At 61.6% G+C, this 21,874-nt stretch carries 12 protein-coding genes; 8 read left to right on the top strand and 4 right to left on the bottom strand.

Annotated features, from left to right (window positions below; genetic code table 11):
- Positions 1 to 128 precede the first annotated feature (128 nt).
- Genes dpdE through ACFWQG_RS06555 form a run of 8 tightly spaced genes read left to right on the top strand, consistent with a single transcriptional unit; the run spans position 129 to position 17,381 of the window.
- Complete coding sequence (dpdE, locus tag ACFWQG_RS06590; protein WP_378506798.1) at positions 129 to 3,368, top strand: protein DpdE; 3,240 nt, start codon at positions 129 to 131, stop codon at positions 3,366 to 3,368.
- Positions 3,358 to 5,931: a protein DpdF gene (dpdF, locus tag ACFWQG_RS06585; protein WP_378506797.1), complete on the top strand. Its 2,574-nt coding sequence runs from the start codon at positions 3,358 to 3,360 to the stop codon at positions 5,929 to 5,931. Before dpdE ends, dpdF begins: the two co-directional genes overlap by 11 nt.
- Complete coding sequence (locus ACFWQG_RS06580; RefSeq protein ID WP_378506796.1) at positions 5,931 to 6,797, top strand: hypothetical protein; 867 nt, start codon at positions 5,931 to 5,933, stop codon at positions 6,795 to 6,797. The genes dpdF and ACFWQG_RS06580 overlap by 1 nt, the downstream gene beginning before the upstream one ends.
- On the top strand, positions 6,794 to 9,799 hold the full coding sequence (gene dpdH / locus ACFWQG_RS06575; RefSeq protein WP_378506795.1) for a protein DpdH: 3,006 nt from the start codon (positions 6,794 to 6,796) through the stop codon (positions 9,797 to 9,799). Before ACFWQG_RS06580 ends, dpdH begins: the two co-directional genes overlap by 4 nt.
- A complete protein-coding gene (locus ACFWQG_RS06570) occupies positions 9,792 to 10,478 on the top strand; it encodes a hypothetical protein (RefSeq protein WP_378506794.1) in 687 nt (228 codons plus the stop codon). The genes dpdH and ACFWQG_RS06570 overlap by 8 nt, the downstream gene beginning before the upstream one ends.
- Positions 10,475 to 14,872: a protein DpdJ gene (gene dpdJ / locus ACFWQG_RS06565; RefSeq protein WP_378506793.1), complete on the top strand. Its 4,398-nt coding sequence runs from the start codon at positions 10,475 to 10,477 to the stop codon at positions 14,870 to 14,872. Before ACFWQG_RS06570 ends, dpdJ begins: the two co-directional genes overlap by 4 nt.
- Positions 14,869 to 15,393, top strand: coding sequence for a phospholipase D-like domain-containing protein DpdK (dpdK, locus tag ACFWQG_RS06560; protein WP_378506792.1), 525 nt, complete (start codon positions 14,869 to 14,871; stop codon positions 15,391 to 15,393). Before dpdJ ends, dpdK begins: the two co-directional genes overlap by 4 nt.
- Entirely contained in the window at positions 15,390 to 17,381 is a 1,992-nt protein-coding gene (locus tag ACFWQG_RS06555) for a hypothetical protein (RefSeq protein WP_378506791.1), read from the top strand. The genes dpdK and ACFWQG_RS06555 overlap by 4 nt, the downstream gene beginning before the upstream one ends.
- Before the next feature lie 60 nt (positions 17,382 to 17,441).
- On the opposite strand, the gene dbpB (ACFWQG_RS06550) is transcribed toward ACFWQG_RS06555, so the two are convergent.
- From dbpB (ACFWQG_RS06550) to ACFWQG_RS06535, 4 genes are read right to left on the bottom strand one after another with little or no spacing between them, the layout of a single operon-like run.
- Positions 17,442 to 18,539, bottom strand: a complete 1,098-nt coding sequence (dbpB, locus tag ACFWQG_RS06550; RefSeq protein WP_378506790.1) for a DGQHR domain-containing protein DpdB — start codon at positions 18,537 to 18,539, stop codon at positions 17,442 to 17,444.
- A gap of 9 nt (positions 18,540 to 18,548) precedes the next feature.
- A complete protein-coding gene (dpdA, locus tag ACFWQG_RS06545; protein ID WP_378506789.1) occupies positions 18,549 to 19,772 on the bottom strand; it encodes a tRNA-guanine transglycosylase DpdA in 1,224 nt (407 codons plus the stop codon).
- On the bottom strand, positions 19,769 to 20,908 hold the full coding sequence (gene dbpB, locus ACFWQG_RS06540; protein ID WP_378506788.1) for a DGQHR domain-containing protein DpdB: 1,140 nt from the start codon (positions 20,906 to 20,908) through the stop codon (positions 19,769 to 19,771). The genes dpdA and dbpB (ACFWQG_RS06540) overlap by 4 nt, the downstream gene beginning before the upstream one ends.
- Positions 20,905 to 21,795, bottom strand: coding sequence for a hypothetical protein (locus ACFWQG_RS06535; protein WP_378506787.1), 891 nt, complete (start codon positions 21,793 to 21,795; stop codon positions 20,905 to 20,907). The genes dbpB (ACFWQG_RS06540) and ACFWQG_RS06535 overlap by 4 nt, the downstream gene beginning before the upstream one ends.
- Positions 21,796 to 21,874: the final 79 nt, after the last annotated feature.

The following is a 21,874-nucleotide window of genomic DNA, read 5'->3' as shown; positions in this document are numbered from 1 at the left end:
TTGGGCGGCGCAACTTGCTGGTTCACTCAGAAGCCAACGGTTCGGCATGCTGCTCAACTGTTAATTGCGCACCACACCGCGGCCGTCAAATCTGTTTCGGGACGCCTCGTAATGATCGGCGAGGTGCGATGACGAACTCAGACGTGGGCAAACTCGTCGTTCAGCGCGGCACGTCCGATATCGCACGGATTGGCGAGATCACAGACGGGCAAGTCCGACTCGAGCAGTTTGAATCCCCCGCCCAACCCGTAGTTGAGGCTCGCTGGGTGCCACTCGCTGACGTCCAACGAGTCCGCCTAGGAACGCAGTCCCGCGTGTTCTTCCAAGATGCACAGCACCGGTGGCGGGCGGGGCGTGTCATCGGTGGCGGACCAGACATCTACTACGTTCGACTTCCAAACGTGGAAGTGGATCTGCAGGTGCCAGAAAACTTGCTTCGGGTGCGTTGGGAACGCCCGACCCACGACCCCCTGCAAGTCCTCCTGTCGCAGGCCAACGAGACACCGCGCTATCGTGACGCTCGTGAACCTGTGCGGCGCCTGCTGCTGGCAGAGAGAAGGGCAACAGCGTCGGCAACTGGCATCATGTCGGCTGGCGTACGTCTCCATGCACACCAGATAAGCGCAGCACTGCGGATCATCCGCGATCCTGTGCAGCGCTACCTCCTTGCCGATGAAGTGGGGATGGGCAAGACAATCCAGGCTGGATTCGTCATGCGTCAACTCCTGCTCGACGCCCCCGGAAGGCGGATCGGCATCATCGTGCCGGATGCGCTCGTGGGACAATGGCGTTCCGAACTGCTCGACAAGTTCTATCTCGACGACTTCCCCCTCTCGAATGGCAGGCTGCCGTTCCAGATCGTCCCGCACAGCGAACCCGACCGATGGGTCGATCTCTTGGGCGTCGACATGCTCGTCATCGACGAGGCCCATCTGCTCGCCCGGACGACGGGCCCGATGGACTCCCCGTACCGGGAACTGGCGATGCTCGCTCATCGGGCGCCACGCCTGTTGTTGTTGTCTGCAACACCGTTCTCCCGCAGCAGTTCGACCCACCTGGCGCTGCTGAATTTGCTCGACCCTCAGTTGTTCCGCTGGGAAGCCCGGGAAGAGTTCGAGCATCTGCTCGAGGCACGCCGAGAGTTGGCGGTGGCGATCTTCGGCCTCGACGAAGAACCCGATGCCGACAACCCCGAGTTGCTCCAGTTGCAATTCGACGAGATCTTGAACCTGGTCCCCCACGACGTCACGCTCAGTGCCGCCGTCGACGACGCGATGCAATTGTTCGGACCGCCTGGAACCGATCCCGAAACCGTCGACATCGACGCCCTCAGGCGAAGTGTCGCAACCGTGCGAACACACGTCTCAGAGACCTACCGCCTCCACCATCGCGTCATTCGCAACCGCAGACACAACATCGAGATGGAGCGACTCGACGACGACGGCCTGCTCGCACCGTTCGAACTCGCTGGGCGCAAGCGCCCTGCGGTGTTGCGCCTGGATGCACCCGAGACCGATGCCGCAGCGAGTCTCGTTGCCCAGTGGACCACCGGTGTCGCGGCCGCTGTACTCGATGACGAACTCGATCCCGCGCCATACGGCCTCGCCCTGGGAGTGCTTGTATCACGAACCGGCGGCCCTGCAAGCGATTTGCTCGCAGCACTCGACTATCGGGTCCACGGAGTCGACACCGACGTTCTCCAGGTCACGGAGAAGGCAATATTGGACGCCGCACCGGCGCTGCCATTCGAGTCCAGCCTCACCGAGGTTCTGCGCGACTCGATAGGAATGGGCGGTGTCGTCGCTCTCGCCGCACGGGTCAACGCGGCGTGCAAAGTGCCCGGACAGGCCATCGTTTTCTGCGGCCGTGGCACGCTCGCCGCCGAACTTGCCGCCCGCCTGCGAAGCGACGCCCCTGCAGTGCGGGTTCATGAGCTGTTGAACGGGAAGCCTGAACAAACTGGGAAGGAGGAAGTCGACCGCTGGCGCTCGACCGGTGGAATCCTGATCACCGACGACAGCGGCGACGTGGGCCACAACTTCCAGGATGCAACACTGGTTGTTCACGTCAGGATGCCCTGGAACGCCAACTCACTCGAGCAACGTATCGGACGTGTGGACCGCTACAGCAACAAACCGCCGGCGGCGCAATTCGTGATTGCAGATGCCGACGCCGAGGGCGTTCCAACCGCCTGGATGAAGGTACTCGCCAACGGCTTCGGAATATTCACCGAATCAATCTCGGCGATGCAAGAAGTGGTCGACGATCTGGCCCGCGATGTCTGGAGCACGATGCTCACGGACGGCATTGAGGGCTTTCTCGCGAGTTCCGACTCAATCCAGAGTGAACTCCTTCGGGAGAAGCGGCGGATCAACGAGATCGATGCGCTCGAGTCGAGTTACGGCACCCACGCCGACGGCGCGGCGATGGCGCTGGCCATCGCCCTGTACGAGGAGAAGCCCGACCAAATCGAACGCCCCTACCGCCAACTCATCGAAGGAGCCGAAGGCATTCGACTCCACGGTCGAGAGAACAGCGATGGCAGTATCACCTTCGAACGCCATCCAAAGGCAGATCCTCTCGTCAGCGTCCGACTACTCACCAAACTCATGACGGTCGAGGCAGTCCGCAGTGGCTTCTTCGACCGTTGGAAACTGAAGCCAACACGGCGCCTGTTCCGGCGCGGCAACCCCTTCATCGATGGGGTCGAGAAGCTACTGGCATTCGACGATCGTGGACAGGCTGCCGCGATGTGGCGACGGTGCCCAGGATACGAAGAACCGCATGCGTTCTTCGGCTTCGATTTCATTATCGAGGCCGATACGGGACCAATTGTCGGCACAATTGGCGACGATCGTACGATCGAACCAATTGCGCGACGCCGAGCAGACAACGTGTTGCGACCCCAACAACACCGAATCTGGGTGCCGGCGACCTCGAGTGACGTCCTGGACAATTCCCAACTGGCCGCCTACCTGTCCCTGCCCATGAAGGACGGCGGCCGCGACACCAACCTCAACCCCGAGCGAATTTCCGCTCTCCACACCGTCATCGGAGGCGAGAAGAACTTCGAGGTTGTCGCGAAATCCTGCTACCAGATCGCACTCGATCACCTGCAGGCAGCAGCAGACCTCCTCGACGTGTGTGGCAAGGCCGCAGACAACGTACGAACCGAAACGGGACGAGTCCTCGCCCAGAGTCGCGCTCGAACTCAAGCGGCCGGCCTGGTCAGCGACCCACGCGCATTGGACGCCGAGGTGGCAATCGGTCATGCAATCGAAAAGGCCGTCACGAACCCAACAATCAGGCTGACAACGGTCAGTTGTGTAGTCCTGTCTACGCAGCCTTGGTCGGACTATGTCGCGTAACGACCTTTCAGTAACTCAATCCGCACTGGCAGCCTGGCCCCACCCCATAGTGGTGGACCCGGATTGGGATTGCAGTGACGCGTGCCTCCGACTTCTCGACGCGATGGATGGCCTGGGCAGTGGCGCGGCGCACTGGCGTGATGCCGCCGGCTTGATTCGGCAAGTCTTGCTGACGTCCCACACCACGTATGGCGGAGTTCCCGTGTTGGCGGTTCCATCGGATCCATCATGGCCAACGGCGGAGCAGTGGCGAGAAGCGGAGTGCTCCTCAAACCCGCTGACCGACGGGCGCCTGGCAATTCGGGCGCTCGATTGGCATCCCCCAAGCCGGAATAGCACTCCCGCAGCCGAGGAACTCGCACGCGACCAAGTCCGTGCCGTGTACCGAGATGTGGATTCAGAGAACGCAACACAGCTACCTGCCGACCCGTTTTGGAGGCAGGCGCATCAGTACAACTCCTACCGCGGGGAGACCCAACGTCAGGCTGCTCGGGCTGCAGTACTGAACGAGAACGGGGCACTGGTCATCGCGCTTCCGACAGGACGCGGTAAGACTGCCGTCGCCTGGTCGAAGACGCTACTCTCCGTTCACGGAGTCACGATTGTCGTCGTCCCAACCATCGTCCTCGCTCTCGACATGGAACGACGGACACGAGAGGCTGCGCAGCACCGAGGACAACCACTCAGCCCACTGAATCGGTACGCCTACGTTGGCTCACTCGATGGCCAGACAAAGAAGGACCTCCGCGAACAGATTCGATCCGGTACACAGCGCCTGCTGTACACCTCACCGGAGGCGTTCGTAACAGGCCTCGCTGCCGCCGTGCTCGACTGTGCCGATGCCGGATTCTTGCAGCAGGTCGTCATCGACGAGGCACACCTGGTCGACCAGTGGGGCGCCGACTTCAGGCCGGAATTCCAGACGATGCCCGGACTGATCCGTGAAGCGCACGAGAGAGCACCAGTGGGAAAGAAGCCTTCGGTGCTGCTCCTCAGTGCGACGTTGTCGCAGAAGCCGCTCGACCTGCTCACCAGCCTGTTCGCAGTCGACGACGAGAAGGCGGACCTGGTCTGGGGATCAGAACTTCGCACAGAACCGGCGTTCTTCTTCGACGCCCTCGGCGACGAAGAAGAACGCAACCAAGCAATTCTGAAAGCCGTGACCACACTTCCCCGTCCGCTGATCCTCTACACGTCCAAAGTCGACGACGCAGAGAGTTGGACCACCCGACTTCACGAGAGGGGCCTCGCCCGCGTCGGCTGCGTGACCGGCAAATCTACCGAGGCTGAACGTAATTCAGTCATGGCCCGCTGGCGCGGACTCGCCCCCTCGGGGCAGAGTGGAGCGACGAGCCTCGATGTCATTGTCGGAACATCTGCATTCGGCCTGGGACTCGACATGCCGAACGTACGCACCGTGGTGCATGCCTGCCTGCCCGAAACAGTCGACCGCTTCTACCAGGAGGTCGGTCGTGCGGGACGAGACGGGCGACCGGCGGTTGCGTACCTCTGCAGCGGCCCCGGCGGCAAGCAGATCGCGGAGCGACTGAGCAGGGTAACCATGATCGGCGACGACAAGGGATGGGACCGCTGGCGAAGACTCCTCAGCTCAGGCACCGAGGTCCGTACGCTGCGATACCGAGTGCAGAAGAGCACCCTGCCGGAGTACATGACCGAGGGGTACGGCCGCAGCGCCAGTTGGAACGTGCGCACACTGACGTTGATGGCACAAGCAGGGATCGTCCGCCTCCGACCGCCGCAATGGGTTCCAACAGAAGGAGCGACTGCTGATGCCGACACGCAAGCGCGTGAGGCGTTCTACGCCAACATCGATGACTTCATCGAGTTTGAGCTGCTCCGCGGAGACTTACAGGGCGAGACCGGATGGATTCGGGCCCTGAAAGAGGTGCGCGAGAGGGTAAATACAGCACAAGCAGCAGCACTGGATGCTTCGGCCACTCTCATGACCGGCGAGGAATGCGTCGGACGCGTGATCGCGCGCCACTATCGAGTGCACCACGACGGCGGCACCCTTCTGACATCGCCGGCGTGCAGGGGATGCCCCGCCTGCCGACGTGATCCCGCATCATCACCAGGCACCGACCCTCAGGAACCCAACCCCTTCTTGCCGGCCTCACACGCTCTCGCCGATCCCTTGAGCACGTGGCGTGGAAACTGCCCCGGACTTTTCATCCGATTCAGCGAAGGGCAAGATACCGAACCGTTGCTCGTCCGCCTGGCCCAGAAAAAAATCAACGTGTTCTCTGGCCTGACGCCTGCCGATGCCGACAGACTGCAGTCCGCGGTGCCACATACACCGATCATTCTCGATGAGGCGGATTCGCACCTGCGCCTGTCGGAGCACTACCCGGGGCCGATGGTCTTTGTCCTACCAAATGGCAATCTCGACCCCGCGGTACGTGAGCGACTCGACCTTGGACTGGTCAGCTACATCCTGGGACCCGACTCGACACCCGATCCTGATCGACCGGGAAACCTGCTTCGGGACGTCACCGGGGTGACCACCAGCGTCTCCGCCGACGCACTACTGGAAAGTATGTAATGGACGTTCTGAACCCCAGCCCAGCCCTGTGCCTTCCTCAGGCAATGTGGATCATCCATCGAACGATCATGGACAACCCCGACCTGAGCAAGGACCAAGTACTCAACCTGGTGACTCCGACCTCGATGCGAAGTGCGATACCACAGAGCGGTGCGCATGCCGACCGCGCACTGCATGGACTGCGGGAGTTCGGCCTCGTACACCGGGACTCCGACGACCTTCACAGCGCCGAAACAGTGAGGGATGTAGCCGACTTCATGCGCCGCCTCCGGCACCGCCTCGTGGTTCCACCCGAGACGATTGGCCAGGAAGCAGAAGGGGCACCAGACCTCCGTCGCGGCCTCGTGTGGCTCATGCGACAGATTCCCACCCAACCACTGCACTGGAGAGACACCCAAACCTCGATGCCAGCAGGTTTGTTCACAAACGACACGCGGTGGAACGGGTTCAGTTGGTGGAGCCAGGCACTCGGCTTCAGTCGGCCCGCACTGAAAATCATGGTTCCAGCCAAGCAGAATGCAACGGGAAGGATCGTGGCTGACCCGACCGACGCGGTCGTCGACGTGATCTCCCATCCCGTAGGTCCGCCACTACCGATCGGTGAACAGATCCCCGTCCAGCAGTTTCTCGATTTTCTACGCAGTGAACTACCAGTTCTACCAGGGCATCCACACGCCACCTATGACGGACTCGAGGAGGACGTCGACACCGGCATGCGCGCACTCGGACTGGCGTTGTCGTGCGCGGAAGAGCGCGGCGTCCTGTCGATGACCTATCAGTCCGACCCATCCGGGGTGGTGGCTCTACCTGACGCGCGCGACCACGGGCGCGACCGCTACGTCTCGGCTGTGACAATCGGAGGATGACGACCACGATGAGTGAGCAAATCAACTACGTATGCTGGTCTGCTGACACCGTCACCGCGACGATTCCCACCGAGGCCGCGACTCAGTCCGAAGCTGTGCTGCTCGCGACTCACTCACCGCTGCGTGTCACCCGGCAACGTGGTGATATCAGCGGCCATAGGACGTCCGAGTACGTGACCGAGGAGCAGATCCTCGACGAGTTTCTCAATTCCTCACCAACCAACGGCGTGCTCATTGCAACTGTGCTAGGAGAATCCGGGGCCGGCAAATCGCACCTGGTTCGCTGGATGGACGCCAACATCACGGAAACGCCCCACCGCCATGTGATCTACCTACAGAAGACCGAGACAAGCCTGAAGGACGTTATCGAGAAGCTCCTTCTCAACCAAACGGACCCTGAATTCGACGAAATCCGCGGCAAACTCTCCAGCCTCGGAGCTGGCATGACACAGGAGGAAATGGAGCAACGGATCCTTCTGGAGCTCGCAGAAGTGTTGCGTACGCTGGAAGCCGATACGCCGCTAGCGAGGACACTCGTGGGCGACAACGGGTTGCGATTGTTCTTTCTCGACCCGCTCTTTCGCGATCACTTGCTTCGTCCCGATTCGTTCATCAAGCGGCGGGCGCGGTATTCGCTGTATGGCCGCGACGAATCCGAACCCGACGTGCCACTCGAATTCACGACAGCCGAGTTGCCGACCGATATCGGCGACTACGCCAACATCGGAGATGCCGCGGCGGCCACTCGGAAGATCTTCGGCCGACTCTCAAATCCAACCTTGCAGACGGAGGCCGTCCGCCTCCTCAACAAGGTCCTTGACACTGCAGTGACGAAGGCAGCCAGCCTCAACGTCGGCGATGTCAGCCAGGCGTTCAAGCGCATCCGCGAGAAGTTCGTCGGCCACGAGATCGTACTACTGATCGAGGATGTCGCACTCATCCAAGGCGTCCGCCGAGATCTCCTGGATGCCATCGTCGAAGTGGGCGTTGTCCAGGGCGTCGAGAAGTACGCGACCGTCCGCACGATGATGGCGGTCACGCCGGGCTACTATCAAAAACTGCCGGACACATTCCGAACCCGCGCCGAGGGATCGTCCCCTACGTATCGCGTCGAGGTCGACCTCGACGCCAATGGAGTAGAAGAGCAGGACTTTGTCGACTTCTTCGGTCGGTACCTGAATGCAGCCCGAGTAGGCAGGACGGAACTCGAGAAGTCAGCACCCAGCGTGCCCAACGCGTGCAGCGAATGCCAGTTCCAGGCCCCCTGCCACACCGCCTTCGGCGCGTCGGGGCAGGGCTACGGCCTGTATCCATACAACCAGGCAGCGCTCATTCGCGCCGTGCGAGCCTGCGCGGACACGGACGGCGAACGGATCGTTTTCAACCCACGCAGAGTCCTGGCACGAGCAGTTCGCGATGTCCTCACCGACAACATTCGCACGATCCGTGACGGAGTTTTTCCTCCGGCGGCGCTGCTCAGAGACGAGTCGGCGAGGGCCGCACTGCCCTTTCTACCCACCCAAGTCAGGGAGCGGATCGAGAATGCCTTCCCCGATCCGGAAGCTGGCCGAATCGAGACGCTGCTGACATTCTGGGGACGCGAGGGAACCGAGCAAATCGATGCTGGCGTCCTCCGAGCGTTCTCCCAACAACCAATCCCCAGCGACCTTGTCGATCGGACCAAACCGGGCTCGGATCCAGTCCGCGGCCCAGACAAAGGGAAGACGCGAGGGCCAGACGGCACCCTACCCCCATCATTGCGGAAGGATCTCGAAGACGTCGACGCCTGGTCCACTGGGACGACCCTTCCCCAGGGACTGGCTAACGACCTGCGATCCATTGTCCGTGAAGCCCTGCTTGCGCGGGTTCAATGGTTCGACACCGTCATCAAAGAGCCCACTGCGGAAACTCTGAAGAAGGCGGTACCGGAAAACGCGCGAGGAGTATCCATTGAAGGTGCCAACGAGAATATCAACGCGGAACCCGTCGTGCGACTGTCGCGCGACGCCCGCACCGCAATGATGTTCCGTGGCCTCCTGTTCATCCGCGCTGGCCTCTGGCAACAGGCCGGGCCGGGCCTACCCCGCCTGGATCAGATCGTCTCCGAACATGTCGACGAAGCCAAGCGGCGGATCCTCGACGTGCTGGCTGTCGACGAGGATTCCTTGGTGAAGGCAACCGCGTCGTTGATCAAAGGTGCCGCTGCCTGTGGACACCTCCCCCGGAAGGCCGCCGACCTCGACTACATCAACGCCGCACTTTGGGACGACCCGACCACACCACGGGCCGACAATGCGGCGCGTTCACCAAACTGGCAGGCCGCCTACAACGCCTACGTCTCGCAGCGCAAGGACGTAGTCAAGTACTTCCTCAGCGCAGTCGGTCCCTCCCAAGGCGTAACTGGAGCCGTGTACGCCGTAGCCCCTTATCGGATGACACTCATCGTGCGGAAGGCAAAGGTCCTCGCCGCCTCGAACGACGAGATCGATGTGCCCTCATGGTGCAAGGAAGCGCACCGGAAACTGAAGGAACTGACCCGCGCCACCGACTCGCAGCTCGAGTACTGGCAGTCCTTGCTCGATCGCATTCGCAAGCACCTCCCAACCGGAGTGACGTTGATCGAAACAATTGACGCCACTTCCGAAGCAACCCGCACCGGCCAGAGCCACGGATATGTCAAGGTCCGCGAGAACCTTGCCAGCGTCCTTGCACGAAACGAGGATGCCCGCTCCTGGGATCAGAGCGCAATGTCGACGATCACGAGACTCGTCGAGTCCGCCAAGACACAGAGCGGTCTTCCACGACTCAGCACCGTGGGCACGGATGCAGGGGCTGACCTACCCGCCATCGCGGACTACCTCGACTACAGCGCGAACTGGATCGAGGCGGGAATCGCCAGCGCGGAAGCCGACACCGGGACCACGGCAGACATCGACGAACAAGTAATGGCCACCATCACGCAGTGGTTCGCGACAATCGAGGAGACCGAGCCTCATGGCTGAGGACACTGTCGACACCAGTTTGGCGATCCGGGCCCGGCGGCTCAGCGCGCTGTCACGCGCGCGTAGTGAGACCGAGCAAGAACAGCAAGCGCAGAACCAGATCAAGACTGCGCTGGGAAAGCTGCAAACCGAAATCACCACGTTGGGTACGACTCTCCGCCTGCATAGCAAACTCAACGAGGTCGGCGCCCCCGTCCATCCCATCGAAGGACTGGCCAAGCCGGCCACGAAGCTGCGCGAGCAAGTCGAGAGCATCGGTCGCCCGACACTTCAGTTTCTTACTGCCCGAACGAGGGACGTCACCACGGCGTATGCAGCGATTGCGGCCGACAACAAGTTGGCGTGGAAGTCGTGGGCTGATGCGTCCATCGCTCAACTTCCGCAGAGCCTCATTCCACGACTCGGTGCATCCACACGGTCGGATGTGATTGCGCGGATCAGCGATCTGAAAAAGACTGCTGACATGTCGAAGTTTACCGCCTCAGATATCACAGTGTTTGTGACAACGCTCGAGTCGGTACAAGAGATCCTCGCCGACGTCGGTACGTCGGATCTCGATGTCATCCTCGCAAAGTTCGGGAACGGCCGCGTACGCCTTGCCGATCTCAGCGAAGAGGAACTTCTACTTCTGCAGCGTGACGAGGCACTGGCCGACCAACTGTACCTGGCTCTATCATGACCAACGACCGTTGGTCCGGTGTCGGCGATCTCCTGAGTCGGCTCGAGGATGTCGAACTTCGTCTGCTGTCCTGGGGCATTGTCGATGGGTTCCTCAGCCGAGACGAGGTTGAGAATGCCATCGATGCGCAGTTGGATATTGATGCCAAGCGTTCACACGAAGACCTACCGACCGCTGACGAGTATCTTCGCCACCTACTGGACACGGGACTACTCCACCGTCTCCCGGTATCGACACCGAGGTACCGGACCAGACTCGGCGAGACGCTGCGCCTACTCCGCACACTGCGCCAACTTTGGCCGCCTAAGGATCCCGCCGTCCCCGGTTGGTGGCGCAGTTCGAGCACCCTGGTAGCCGACTATCGACTGCGCGTAGCACCGCGACGCTACCCACGGCGTTCAATCACACCCATCGAAGCCAGCAACAGTCTCGCCTCGACGCCGGGGTGGTCTCCAGTCCACGCCGACATACTCGCGCGCATCGTCGGCGATTCCCTCCTGGCGTCGTTTCAGCTCAATGCCACCGCCTCAATACTGTCTGCGCTCGTCGATCCCGGACTCTCGGCCCGGATCATCACCGCTGGAACAGGATCCGGCAAGACCCTCGCCTTCTACCTCCCCGCTCTGCTGGACATTGCCGCGACTGCGGACACCCGTCGGGCCGGGCCACACACCCTGGCCCTATATCCACGCAATGAATTGCTGCGTGACCAGGCACGAGAGGCACTGAAAACAGTCGACCAATTGGGCCCACTGAACGGACCCGGGTCCCGCCCTGCGCGGATCGCACTGCTGTACGGCGCCACGCCCAAGGACTCCACCCAGTTGGGTGGGCGCTGGTCGAGTTGGAAGCGGCAAGGGCAGGGGTGGGTTTGCCCCTACTTCACGTGTCCTGTCGATAGTTGCCGCGGCACACTGACATGGTCAGAGGTGGACTGCGCCGCACACAACGAACGCCTCACCTGCTCCACTTGCAACTACTCGACCCAGCCTGGCACGTTGGCTCTGACTCGCGAATCGATGGCCGCGAATCCGCCCGACATTCTGTTCAGCTCCACCGAGATGCTCAGTCAGCAATCAACGTCCTACGGTCTGGGCAAATTGCTGGGATGGCGCGGCGCCAACGGCACTCGCCTCGTACTTCTCGACGAGGTCCACACCTACTCAGGGACCCACGGTGCGCAAGTTGGCCTCATGCTCCGCCGATGGCGCCACGCCAATAGCCGACGGGGGGAACCGAATCCGGTAATGGTGGGACTGTCCGCCACGCTACGCGACGCCGGCGACTTCTTCGCCACCCTGACAGGGACCGATCGCAGCAACGTCGAGGTGATCGCTCCCGCTGACGGGGACATGCTGCGGATCAGCCGCGAGTACGGCATTGTCCTTCGCGGTGACCCCATCTCGGGAACCTCCCTGCTCTCGACCACGATCCAAACCGCCATGCTCCTGGGTCGTGTACTGGACACCACCCCTCACCACTATGGCTCCGTCGCATTCGCGTTCACCGACAACCTCGATGTGATCAACCGTCTGTACGACAACCTTCGCAACGCCGAGGGCATCAAACAGCGAACAGGCCGGCCCGGCGACCCTGTCCTGGCCGATCTCCGTAACCCGCAGGCGCCGCACTCAGGCGACAGGTATGCCGATGGGCAGTCGTGGGACCTACCCGCGCATCTGCACCGCATGGACCGACCGCTGCGAATCGCCCGGACATCCTCCCAGGACGCCGGCACCGACTCCAGCGCTGACATCATCACCGCCACCTCATCGCTGGAGGTCGGATTCAATGACCCCCGTGTCGGCGCTGTCATCCAGCACAAAGCGCCCCGGGACCTTGCCTCGTTCCTGCAGCGACGGGGACGAGCGGGGCGGCGACTCGAGATGCGACCGATCACGGCCGTCGTCCTCTCGGACTACGGCCGTGACCGGATTGCCTATCAGACGTACGAGAAGTTGCTGGATCCGGAGATCGACGCGCGCACACTCCCGATCAACAACCGCTATGTCATCAAGATGCAGGCCACCCACTCCCTGCTCGATTGGATCGGCCGCAGGGCACTTGCTGACGTCCGAGAAATCCTTGCCCTACCGCGAGGCAATTGGACCAACCCGAGAACCAAGCATGTCATCGGCGAGTTGACCGAACTGTTGGGCAACGCACAACGCCAACAGGAACTTGCCGAGCATCTCCGCCGATCGCTGATGCTGACACCGACTGAAGTCCAGGCTGCGTTATGGGAAGAGCCCCGCTCTCTGCTCCTCTCCGTCGTCCCCACCGCATTGCGCCGACTGGAATCACGATGGACAACGCTCAGCGGCGAGATTGACCCCGGCGCTGTACCGCGTTCGCCTCTCCCCGAGTTCATGAGTGCCTCGCTGTTCGCCTCCCTGAACAGTCCAGACGTGGATTTCGATCTCCCCGATGAACTTGGCGGTCAACAACCGCCACCACCCACCCCTATCGCCCAAGCGCTGCGCGAAGCAGTACCGGGAAAGGTAAGCCGCCGCTTCGGCTACACGAGTGCCCGAGCACGTACTTGGCTTCCGACCCCGCCGCCATGGGACTACCTCGAACTCAACGACATCGTTGCACGAGGCCACCGACTGGGTAAATGGACCACCACCGAGGGACAGAGCTACGACGTAGTGCGGCCCTTGGCAATCAAGTTAGGTACACCCCCCGAGGACGTCGAAGACTCCTCAAACGCAAGACCGCGGTGGCGATCAACATTCGAGTTCGATCGGGCATCACTACATCAGGCAGACATACCGACGCCCTCGGTGTGGTCGGATTTCGTGGACACGTGTGCGTTCGCACTACACCTAGGCGGTAGCCCTCTCAAAGTCCGTCGGATGACAATTGGATCCGATGGCGAAGTGCTGAAAGCGAATGGAACCCGCGAACCCGTCCATGTCCGGTACGCAATTGATGGCCAAGTAGCAGCACTTGGATTTGAACTCGATGTCGACGCTATGGTCGTCACCGGCCGACTCCCCAACGCAGACAAAGGGTTCTTACGCGAGTTCGCGAATAGCGCGCCATGGCGGACGTTGGCCTTCCGTCGTCGCGTACTCGAGGACGAACGCCTCGACGAAATCGCCAACCTATTTCAGCGGGAACGACTCGCCGAGATCTACCTGCATGCGTTCACCGCCCTCGGATTCGCGGACCATCGCACCACCGACATCCCGGCCACCCTTACGCACGGTCGGTGGGCCGACGATCTTCCACAGTTCCTGACAGTGGCGTATCGAGCCGACGAAAGTGACGCGGACAATCCAGGTCGGACTCTCGCCGATCTCCTGTCCCTCTCAGAGGATCCAACTGTCAGATCGGTACTGGACGAACACGGCCAACTGCTGGCATCCCCCGACCTATACTCCGACACCACCGACCTGCTCGATCGCGTATTTCTCGACACCTTCGCCAACGCCATCCTTGCCGCTGCCGAAGAGAGCATCCCCGACGCCGAGGACAGCGACCTGGCCGTCGACGTCGAGTTCGACGCGACAGTCCGCGCATACACGATCATCGTGTCGGAAACCTCGATCGGCGGACTCGGCCTTATCGAGGCCTTGAACCGGGACTACACCAAAGATCCACGCCAGTTCTGGGACGCGGTCAGTCGTGCATGCTCACCTACCGACGCAGAAGACGTGGACCATGCCCTGCAGGAAGTGCTTGGTAACCTTCTCGACTCGACAAGCCCAATCGCGCACGCGGTTGCACACTTCCGTGGTGCTGCTGGAACCAAACAGATGGACGAAGCTCTCGATGATCTCCTGAACGCATGGACGGAATCGGACGGCCCACCCGGACACCTGCTGGTATCAACATTCGCCGCCCGATTCCTGCGTCCAGGATCGACTCAGATGATTGATCGCCTCGTCACGGACCTCGCAAAGTCGTGGACACACCATGAGGCCCGCCTGGGGGTCGAGATCGACGCGCGCACCCTCGTTTTCCATGCCAGTCAAGGTGACCTCGGATACGGGATCGCACCCCTCACGTCGGATTCAGCATTCTCACTGCTCTGGTTGCGAGGTCCGCAAGCTCGATTGCGCCGGCTCGAACATTGGCACCCCTACCGCGACGATGTTGTGGTCGAACGCCTTGTGCTTGACGACATCGTCCGGGATAGAAGCGCCACCGTGGACGTCACACAACCCCAGTGGCTCATGGAGTACACGCAGTACATCGAGACCGGTGGCCGTGTCGTCCTCACTGCACCCTATCGCCATAAAGATGTACTGGCCGAATGCATTCGACAGGCCATCGTCACCGCAGCCGAACACAACGGACTGCGGGTTTTCGGGCGAGTCACCGGAATCCACCACCGGCGAGGGATGGTGCGTGCCGTTCTCTCGCTCGCAGAGGAACTGCAATGAACAACGCCACCCGAACAGTTCGGACCCGCCCCCGAAGCGGCCTCGCCATCGGTGATGTCCTCACCGCTGCCCTCGTGTCCGAACTGCTCCAACCCAGCGACGAGTTCTGGCTTGTCACCGGTTGGGTATCGGACATCACCGTCATCGACAACTCGATCCACCAGTTCGATGCAGTTGTCGGCACAGAGGCACGGTCCTCCCTGAGTCTCACCGAGGTGTTCGCGCTCCTGACCCAGCGCGGAACCCACCTACACGTCGCCGTTCGGACCGATCCGCACAACGAGACCTTCGTCCACCGACTGAGTCGAATGTGTGTAAAGGAGAACCTGCACCTGTATTCCAGCGACGACCTCCACGAAAAGATCATGATCGGCTGGACGTGGGTACTGAAAGGCTCGATGAACTTCACATGGCACGGAACCCAGCGAAACGAAGAAGCACTCGACCTTGAAGTCGGGGCCGCCAACGCAGCCCGCCAACGACTCGACGTTCGTACGCGATGGATCGGCGGTCAATCATGACGCAGCCAGATCCAGAGCAGTTCCTGTCACGGTTCTTCTCGTCGCCCAACACGGTCTGGCCGAACAAGGATCAACAGCAACCAGTAGCAGCATCGCTGGGTCCTTTCCTCGAGGCGTTGACCACTCGAGACGAGTGCCCAATTGTATTGCCCCGTCGCGAGCAATCCTGGCCGGCTGCGATCTATTACGTCATATGCTGGGATACTGGCCACGCTGGCCGTGTGCGTCCGTTGGTCGAAGCCGCACTCGCCCACAACTGGTGCCCGTTCGACGGACGCGTCGCTCACCTCAACCCCCGAGACCCAGTCGAGGCATCGATTCTCGACCTCGTAGGACCAGGCACGACCTTCATCCTGCGACCAACGCAAGCCACGGCAGGACACGCATACAAAGCCGTCAAGCGCATGGTTGACTCGCTGCGCGGCCAACCGCTGCGATTACCCACGCGGGCACGCCCCACCGGCAGGATGCTGCGCGAGTTCGAACTCGCCCTTGCCAACGGATCCGCCGAGACATCGGCAACCCTTCTCGCGGAGATCGAAGCTTTCGCAGGAATCTCTCACGAGAACGTCGCGTACCTACAGATCCGGCGACTAGCTCGTCTCGGGCGGGATCGAACCATCCTCGCGCATGGGGCCTTGCCTACAATCGTGTACTCCGAACCGCCAGTGTCGGTTCGCGAGGCAGTGCTTGGCGCCTGGGCGCGCACCACCCTGAGCCTTCCGCTGAGGACAGCGGACCTGGCTGAAGCCATCGCCGCCGTGCAAGAAGCGCAACCCGATGTAGCAATGCTCGTGGACGGCCGCCTCACCACCAGCAACGACCGCGATGCGGCAACGGTGGGAGCACTCGTCGCCGCCGCGCGTGGTGAAACGGCCCTGGCGACGGCACTGGCCACGACCGCGGCGATCGCCCCAGACATCCTCGGCATCCTGCTGCCCGAAACAGGGCCGGTCAGCGGCAATCGCGCTGACGACGGCCCATCGATTGACACCGACCTCGCGGCCACGTCGGTTGATGTCGACCCCGACAACGAAACCGACCGAGACGACGACCGCTCCCCCGTCCTCGACTCGTGGCTTACCTGGGTGCAGGAACTCTCGGCAGCACAATCTCCAGAACTTGCCCTCGAGGACTCTCAGCGCTGGACTCCGGCGTGGATGGACGATGGGACGCTCGCCGATGCGATTGATGATCTGCCACACATCGCGACCGACGGACTGCTGTCCGGCGTCGCAGCCTTTCTCGAGGCCGACGAGCTGAACCATCCAGCGATGCAGACGGCTGCGGCCCTTTTGCGCCAGTACATGGTCGCAGAACGATTCGGGCCCAATGATCTGGGCGCCATCTGCGCTCTGCTCGAGATCTTCCTACGTGCGTCACCGGCAGCCGCACCATACCGCGACATGCTGTCGGATCTACGATCATACGCGCCTCAGTGGGTCGCCGCCAGCGCAGCTCCTCGAGTACTCGACATTGCAGATGTGGTTGCATCCGGGCCCAACGCCGACTCTGACGAACGCGAAACCTTCGTCGCCGCACTGGTCGCTCCGCTTCATCACCTGCGGCACAGATTGTCCCCCGCACTACGGCGACTCGCCGCGCTGGTCTCCAATGACGTCGGGCTCACCCTTGCCTGGGACGACGACGAGAACACCTCAGCCATAGAACACGACCAAATGGGACGTTTGGTCATCCTTCTATACAGCCTTGACACGGGTTGCCTTGCGCGCGTGGAAGAAGCCGTGCGTCTGCAGTGGCCCTCGAGTCGTGTCCACATTTCGTCCGATAAGGTGGGTAACACGGCCCTGCGACAACATGCCCGCAACGCCGACCTGATCGTCATGGCAACCCGTCGTGCGACGCATGCTGCGACCGGTTTTATCACCGACAACGCCGGAAGGGGACTCATCCGACACGCAGACGGATCTGGATCTGCCTCCATGATGCGAACCGTTGAACTCGGCATTAGTGAGCTATCGACATGACGGGCGACGGAGTTGACGACATGCTCACAACTCGCGTTGCCTCGTCAATCCAAGTAGCGGTTAGCGAATAACCCGCAGAAAGACGTTGGTCAGCAATTTCACGTCATTCGGCGTGTTCTGCAGCGAGTTCCAACGGCGCTGGTCGTCAGGACCGAGGTTCCACGCGCCCCCCGTCCATGCCGCGATGTCTCCAATCGAACCAAGCTTTCGGTCGATACGCACCTCGTTGAAGTCCTCGGGCACAACCCCTTCGGTGAGTGCGTCCATGACGTAGCCCAAGGCCTGGATCCCGACGCCATGCGTGAGCCGAGACTTGCGAGGCGGAAGCTTCCACTCGATCGGCCAGGTGTCCTCAACGAGCTTCCAGAAGGCAGTGAGGTGCAGCACCATCTGCTCGACGTCGCCGGTACCGTCCTCAGCATTCCGATACTGGTACAGCGCGCCGTCGTACAGGCTGTTCTCGATCATTTTCAGGATCGTGTTGTCCTTGATATCGCCGGCCGGCGACGTGGGCATCGCAATCTTCTGATAGAACGGCCCCTCGGGGTCACCGTTCAGCCGAATCATCACCTGCGCAGGCAGTTGCCGGCGCGCGTACTTCGGCGGTAGGTAGCCCTCCGTGTCCGGGAGCAACTCATGAATCAGGCCCTTCGGCAGTGGCTTCGTGTTGTTGACGAGGATGAACTGCGAGCGCTGCTCTTCCTCGGAGTTCGCGATGAACCCGACTGCGGCGACGGGGAACTCCCCCAGGTCGGCATCGCGGATCGCGGCACTGCGCTGTTGCCCGTCAACCAGCAGTGCCGGCTTGTCTTCCTCGGCAAGTCCTTCGTCAACGGGGATTACCAACTCGCCGGGAACCGCGTAGTCCACGACGCTACGTCGCCGCGCCGACTCGAACACGACGCGCGAATCGAATGCGAGCACAACAGCATTCGGCAGCATCGCACCATCCGATTCCAGGTAGCGTCTGATCGCCTTGATATGGCTCAAGACCTCCGGTCGCTGATACCCATCGAGCGCCCCGTCATCATCACGGTGGATTCGGGACACCGTCGCAAAGTCGTGAATCTTCTTGCCATCTACAGCGAAGCAGTAGATACGACGCTCACCCTGCTTTACCTCGATCGCAGGCACTCGAATCTCGTACTTATCGGCCACGTATACCTCTCACGTTCGATTCACGGTCGGCAGCGATGCCATCTGTTCCGCGAGCACAGATAGGTTGTGAAATCCCCTGCGCTTGTTTCGTTCGGTACCGCGGAAGATGATCATCTCGATGCCGTGCTTCTCACACAGTCCACACCGGCATGTCCGCCAGGGAACAGCCACGAGAGTCCGCTCGTACTGTCCGGCGTAACTGGTCGAGACCCCGATCAGCGACTCGTACGCGAGAAGCGCCGACATCGCCTCACCTACAGAAGCCTGAGCATCATCGAAGGCGCGCAGCACACGGAGGGTGTGGCGTTCCGCGGCAATCGCGTCCCCCTGCGAGACCACGCCGGCCAGAATTGCCCGCTTGAGTTTCACGTTTCCGTCGACCTGCGGCACCCGCAACGCCGCATACTTCGTGTCGCGGGTGTGGAAGTTGTCGCGATCATCCATGAACGACTGGCGGAACGCCGACGTACTGTCGAAACTCGTCACCCCGAGACTAGCGAAGGCCTCGATCGAGTCGATTCGGGTGACACCAAGCAAATGTAGTTCTGTGCCGGTGTTGCGGACCTCATCGATCGCCCTAAGACAATCGAGAATGTCTGGCGTCTTCAGAGGAACCATTCCTCCTAGAGCGATTCGCGAGTATCCCATCGCTTGGAGTTCCTGCACGCTGTCTGCGTAACTTGCGGGGTTCCAACCCTGCGCAGCGCCGACCGGTTCAACCGGACTCTTGCGAGCCCGGACGACCTCGAGGAAGTCCTCGGCGTAGCGAAGTGAGATCTTCCGCCGTTCGACCCAGTCCTCCGGGGGGTCGGTCGTAGCGCCGGGCTTCTGGTATCCGAGGATGATGTGATCGACGCTGACTCCCGCTTGGAATCCGCACTCCTCGTAGAAGTCAAGCACCTCCTCGACGGTGTACGGGGGTTCCGTCTCCCCGACGTAGTTGAACGCACCACAGTCACCGAGTGTCGCGACACCCTCCGGGAGTCGGAAGAACCGTTCGACGCCAAGCCGATAGAGCCTCTGCCGCTGCGCCATGGTGTACTTTCCGACGCCTCGGATCGAACCGTCGACAATCGCCTTCGAGACGAGGATCCCGTCGTACGCAGGAGAGGTCAACACCTCGTGCGCGTACCGGTCGTCTCGTTGCCGCACACGCATCGGCGAGTATTCATCGTTGATGAAATCGTAGGTCGGACTGACCAGATCCTGGCTATCCGGAAAGTAGAACTTCACTTCTTCCCCGCTCTGGCCTCGACGTACTTCCGCGCCAAATAGTTTGACAGCGCCGAAATATGCCGGGGTGTGTTCTGCAACTCGTCCCAAGGAAGTCCGAGTTCGTTCCAGGTCCCATCAGTCCACCGACAAAGCGGGGCAACACGTTCGAGTTCGCGCCGAACCTCCGCATCGATCGACTTGGAGGTCAGATCCAGATGCACCATCACCCTGTCCATCAATCGACTCATCGCTCGGATGCCGACGCCACCCATCAGTCGAGACTTCGCCGGAGGCTTACCCCACGCGTCTGGAAAGACCTCGCGGACCGCCGCCCAGTAGATGAGCAGCAGACGTCGGATCCCTTCGGTGTCAGTCGTGCCTGTAGCCATGTTCCGATAAGGGAACAGAACCCCCGAAGGCGACTCAAGCGACTCTTTGATCGACTCAACCAAACTCGTGTCGGTAACCACTGCGCGTCGACGCTCTTCGGTATCGCTCGAAGCCCGCTTCACCAGTCCACAGAAGGGCGACTCGGGATCCTGGTTCAGCATGTCGACGAGGGCCGAGGGAAGTCTGCGCGCCGACAGGCGAGGCGACGGTGCCGCAACGACCTCTGGCAGCAACTCCGTCACCAGATTCGCCGGCAACGGCGACACCGTGTTGATTCGGAGGAACTGTTCCCGCTGCATCGAGAGTGTCGGCGCAACGAACCCCGCGATCGGGACAGGAATTCTCTTGTTCTTGGTCCGCGCCAACGCGAGGCTTCGCTGCTGACCGTCAACGATCCAGGCCGGGCGCGGCGCATCGGGGTCGGTCGACAACGGGATCTCGAGAGTCCCCGCGGTCGACAGACCGTCACTGGTGGCCGGTCCTCGGCTCGCTCTGAACCTGACGGTCTCGGGCAACGCCAGTATCAGGCCGTTCGGGAACAACACCTCACCGGAGTTGAGGTAGTCGAGAATTTGCTTGACGTGGTTCTTCCGTTCCGGCCGTTGATATCCGATCAGCTTTCCGGCCTCGTCGCGAGATATCCTCGCCACGTCGGCGACCGCGTCGATTTCCTCGGCCGCAAGCGCGAAGAGGTACACCGGCATCTCAGGATTCTGTTGAATACGCAGCGCGCGTCGCTCTATCTTCGCTTCCCTTTGGGTCATGCCGCACCTCCGCGAACAGCCTTGAACAACCGACCGAAGCGCTTCTGCTCGCATGCAACGCCTGCGTCACGAAGGCGGCGAAGGGCACGCGTCGCCGACAGGGTGGGATCGTGCGTCAACAGTTCCTCGATCAACTCCGTCACCTCGTTGTCCCGCAGAGGCATTCGGTCGTACCGTTCCTCGACTCGAACCGCACTCGCCCACGATTGCCAACGCTCGTCGTCAGCAGCACAGTACAACTCGTTCGACTCACGCAGCGCAAGCCACGAGCGCGCCATCCGCAAACTGACGCTTGAAGCAGTGCCACCAAGGTGGGCGCGGAGAGCGCGGTCGGACGCGAGTCGAGGTATCCCTGCGATATCACGCGCCCCGCCCACCAGGAGAAGGTCGCCACCCCGTCGCCCCAACGCCTCAAGGTCAGTCTCCAGGGCGCGCGCGTAGTTCTCCGACAGGACGAGCAGCGTGCGCTTACCCGCAACGTCCGTTAGTTTGAGCGATGCCGGCAGGGCCTCGAGCCTGTGCCACCAATCACGGATTCCGGATGAACCGGCGGCGACGGTATCGTCCTGACCCGACGCGAAAGTTGCGGAGTATGCCGCGGCCCGTGTTGCGCAACTCCGCAGTCCCAATCCCGCGGATGCAACGAGCAGTGTGACGTCGAATCCAGCTGTCGCCGCATCCCGAGCCAGACCCGTCGCCTGCACCCAGGCTTCACCCTGGTACAGGGTCCGCAACTCCACATCGGCGGGCACAGTCGACAGCCGATCAGCCCACTCGATGAAGCGACTGTCACCGTCGCCGGCGGCAAGGGAGCGTACCTGCAGCAAGGGATGGGGCCTGACCGACTTGCGGTCAGTGCAGTTGACTACGAGTGTCAGTTGCCGCACAGCACCTCCTTTCGTAAGTAGAAACTACCCTACTATCGATGCGACTCAGCATCGCAGTTTCCGCTACGCTTCTGAAAGC

Source organism: Rhodococcus sp. NPDC058532 (genome assembly GCF_042719255.1).
Classification (GTDB): domain Bacteria; phylum Actinomycetota; class Actinomycetes; order Mycobacteriales; family Mycobacteriaceae; genus Rhodococcus_G.
The sequence above is the reverse complement of the archived record's forward strand: the minus strand, read 5'-3'. Positions and strand labels throughout refer to the sequence as shown.